We start from the raw sequence: 3,978 nt of genomic DNA, 5'->3' as shown, positions 1-3,978 counted from the left end.
TATGGTCGATATGCTGTCGTTCTGGAAATACACCGCCTGGATTCCAGTCTCACTGATCCTATATTCTGCCATTCTGGCCCATACCAATGAACCAATAGCCCGCGAATACCTCATTCCGCGCGTACTGCAAGCCTTGTTTGGGATTTGTATTGCCATTACGATGTATCTGGGCACGCGGAAAATTCATTATGCCATCGAACTCAAGCGTGAAAATGCGGCCCTGCTGACACAGATGGAAATGTTCGCCGACTATACGCGGATGCTTCAGTCCGCTCAGCGGCGCATGTCCATATACCGCCATGACACACGGCATCAGCTGCGCCTTCTGTCCAAGTTAATCCAAGAAAAAGACGATACAGCTTCACTGGCCTTACTGAAAACGCTCACGCAGGAACTGGCTCAGACCCGTCCCTATCACTGGGGAGAAAACACCTGTATCCGGAAGACACTGCTTCCGCTCATCGAGAAAGCCCGGGAAGACGGTATCCCCGTCATGGCAGACCTCTCGCTGGCGCCGCATCTTCCCTTTGAACAGGAACTGGCTCAGGCGGCCGCCCGTCTGGTAAACGCCGCGATTGCCGTCAGCCGCTCTCAGGATAAAAGCAAGCAGTCTATCACAATCATTGCCCGTCAGACAGAAACGACAATCATGCTTCTCATCGGCAACCGTCAGACCGGCCCGGTATTGATGGATGCTGAAGGGCATCCACAAAACGGCCCATATGCCGAAGTGATACCGGCCCTGCATCAGTTTATAATAAATCATCAGGGAGTCGGCCGATATACCTGCAAGAAGGGATGGGTTATCGCCAACGTGCGTATTCCCTGTAAGGGAGGTGCGGCCGTATGATATGGATACTCATTACTACCTGTCTGCTCACCCTGTCCATTGTACCGCCGGCCTATCTGCAGTATGCTTCTTTTGCCCCCTTGCTATCCATAACGCAAAAAAAATGGGTGTGTGCCGGATACGCTGTCTGTTTCATGGCAGAAACACTGGTCCTGATCTATCTCTTTCTCGGCGGGCAGTGGTCCCACTCTATTTTCATGTTCAAAAAGCTGTATTCCCTTTTATGGATTCCCTATTTTATCTGGGCCGTCATCATCATCCGTCCCTATTTTTTCCGGCATATCTACGTATTTGCCCTGCGCACCATATTCATGCTGATGCTCCATACCTTCATCTATTACGTATTCTATGTATTCATTCATCTGGGCATCTTACCTGTCAGCGAAAGCTTCCTGCTCTACCCACTCGAACTGTTTGTTTACACCATCAGTTATATACTCTGTCTGCCTTTCCTGATCCGGTATTTCAATGAAATATTCCGCAATGACCATGCGCTGAGCACACGGGTTTACTGGAAATATATCTGTGTCCTTCCCTGCCTGCTCCTGGCAGAATCTCTGTTTTTGTCACCCAGTCTATCCCCAATGTAATCTATTTCGAAATGCTGGTGCCACGAATCATCATTTCCTGCGCTACCCTGCTCGTCGCCCTGAGCGTACGGGCCGGCATCAATCAGGCTGATGCCATTTATTTGACGCACGAACGCAATGACGCCCTGGCCGCTCAGATCCAGTCCAATCAGAATTACGCCCAGTCGCTGAATGAATCACAGACATTGATGGAACAGTTTTACGAAAAAAGACGGGAATATTTACAGAAATTGACAACCCTCATATCGGATCACGACTATGATAAAGCCCTGGCCCTGATTGAACACATAGGTCTGAAGCTCAATCAGACCAAACGGCAGCAGTATTGTAAAAACGCGGTCGTCAATGCCGCCCTTACGACTTATCTCAGTGCGGCCATACGCAAAGGTATCGCCGTCACGGCCCAGGCCGATATCCCGGACTGCAGTCCGGCCTTCAGCACGGACCTGTCCATGGTCTTTTCCAATCTCATTGAAAACGCTGTCCATGCCAGTGAAAAACAGGCAGAAGGCAGGCGCGTCCTGACGCTTCTCGTCGTTCGTCAGGAAGATATGCTGAACATTCTCATAAAGAACCGCTTCGATGGCACGGTCATATTTAACGAAGACGGGCTGCCAACGACCGATGCCCCGGGCCACGGTATCGGCATGAAATCCTTGGCCCGCTTCCGGGACGAATACCATGCCAATGTCATCTGTACCTGCGAAAAGGGCTGGTTCAGCACCTACATCCGGCTGGCACTGCCAGACACATAACATCTTCTAAGAAACAACAAACAGGCTGTCGCAATGTAAGCTACGAAAGCTATTTTGCGATAGTCTGTTTTAGTTTGCCAAAGGGCCGTCCCTTTGGCAGATACATCATGCTGCAGATGGAGAAATCTCATGTATGACCCATCGCTTATTGACAATATCTCACCAAATAACAAGACTGCCGCATCCTGAATGAAATTCAGGATGCGGCAGTTCGTCATGCCTTTTGCTTCCGCCTCTGACGGTGCAGGGATTCAGCGTTTGTTATGCCTTGTTCTGGGCAGCCATAGCTTTCAGTTCTGGTTTAAATTCTTCTACCAGTTTCGCTTCTGCTTTGGCGCCTTTCTGCAGGGCTTTGTAAATGATTTCTGCCATTTCATAGCGGGTCATCGTGCGTTCGCCATGATACTTGCCATCTTCATACCCCTGGATGATGCCGTTGCCAGCCAGGCGGGATACGGCTTCATATGCCCAGTGGTTTTCCGGTACATCGGGGAATTCCTTGGACAGGTTCGGATTGAGGACAGACAAGAGGGCATCCATCTGATGCTGCAGGGTATTGACCTGGGATTCGAGATTCTTGACGTATTTTGCGCTTTCCGCCATCTGTTTATTCCGTGCTTTGTTGCCGCCGCGGCCGATGCGGACCGCTACGCCGCCGCCGATCATATTGTCATCCGAGCCGACTGTACCGGACAGGTTGACCATGACGTCTTCATTGGGACGATAGAAGAGGCCCAGAGCCGTAGCCGTTTCGTTCTTGTAATTACCAACGGCTGCTGCGACATTGAACTTGGAATCGGCGTCAAATTCGAGAGGATGGAGGTTGGCCATAGCTGCTGCGTTAGCACCAACTTCGTTGATGCGGCTGTCCATCTTGCTGACGCGGCGGTTGGTTTCATAGAGCTGTGATCCATTGACCGCATCCAGGCTGTTGGCCGAAAGTTCTCCCGCTGCCACGTTGGTGATCTTCTGATTATTGGCGTTGATGCCGTTATCATCAATATAGGTCTTGTCGCCGACTTTGTACGAAGAAGCTGTCATGCTGCCCGATACGCTGGCATTGCCGCCTACGCTGAGGTCTTTGGCAACGGTGACCGTATCCTGGAAGTTCGCGGCTCCTGCTACATCGAGGGTGCCATCAATAGTCGCGTTGTTGGTCACATGCAGGTCTTTCGTAGTAGTCGTGCCACCGACCGTGAGGTCTTTCATGACTTCAGCATAATCCATAGTCGCTTTGCCCGTTTCGAGGGTATTGCCGGAAATGGTCGTCTTCGTAATCGAACCGTCGCCGATTGCCGTGTTGTGGTCCGTATTTTCGAAAGTCGTGCCATCCGTCGTCGTAGTCACGGTGCTCTTGCCTACCGTATCTTTGATGCTGGTAGTTGCCGTGTTTTCAATTTCTGCCGCACTGTTGGACAGTTTTTTTTCCGCCTTGTTCACCAAGTTCTTGGCATCGTTGGTAATCGTTCCCTGTTTTGCCGTATTGGTGATATCCGCGCTTCCCTGACTTACGCTGGTGCTGGAAGTTCCATCGCTTGTGCTGACAGTCGTATTGACAAATCCATTGTCGGCATCTTTCAGGATATCAATGATGCTGCCGCTGACCAGTTTTTCCGTCGAAGTCGTTGCCGTCTTAACAGAAGCATTGTACTGGGTATCGCTAGCTTTAATCAGCTGTTCCGATTTGTCTACGGTGTTGTTGGTGTTGTTGGACTTGGTCCCGTCGGTGATGGAAGAGGCAAGGCTCTTTGCATCCTGGTTCACAACGGTGGTATTGGTGCCG

General features: G+C 50.8%; 3 protein-coding genes and 1 pseudogene. 3 read left to right on the top strand and 1 reads right to left on the bottom strand.

The window, feature by feature from the left end; all coding sequences use genetic code 11:
- From DBO31_RS09210 to DBO31_RS00350, 3 genes and pseudogenes are all read left to right on the top strand, one after another.
- Nucleotides 1-850 (top strand): annotated as a pseudogene (locus DBO31_RS09210) (hypothetical protein); the annotation flags it as partial.
- Nucleotides 847-1,440, top strand: a complete 594-nt coding sequence (locus tag DBO31_RS00355) for a hypothetical protein (protein ID WP_150824159.1) — start codon at nucleotides 847-849, stop codon at nucleotides 1,438-1,440. The pseudogene DBO31_RS09210 and the gene DBO31_RS00355, both read left to right, overlap by 4 nt.
- A 17-nt stretch (nucleotides 1,441-1,457) precedes the next feature.
- A complete protein-coding gene (locus DBO31_RS00350; protein ID WP_159897721.1) occupies nucleotides 1,458-2,195 on the top strand; it encodes an ATP-binding protein in 738 nt (245 codons plus the stop codon).
- A gap of 261 nt (nucleotides 2,196-2,456) precedes the next feature.
- Here DBO31_RS00350 and DBO31_RS00345 read toward each other — a convergent pair.
- The coding region (locus tag DBO31_RS00345) for an S-layer homology domain-containing protein (protein ID WP_200817419.1) at nucleotides 2,457-3,978 on the bottom strand (1,522 nt) is incomplete at its 5' end.

Source organism: Megasphaera sp. DJF_B143 (assembly GCF_900320625.1).
Classification (GTDB): domain Bacteria; phylum Bacillota; class Negativicutes; order Veillonellales; family Megasphaeraceae; genus Megasphaera; species Megasphaera hexanoica.
This window is presented reverse-complemented; position numbering and strand designations above follow the sequence as displayed.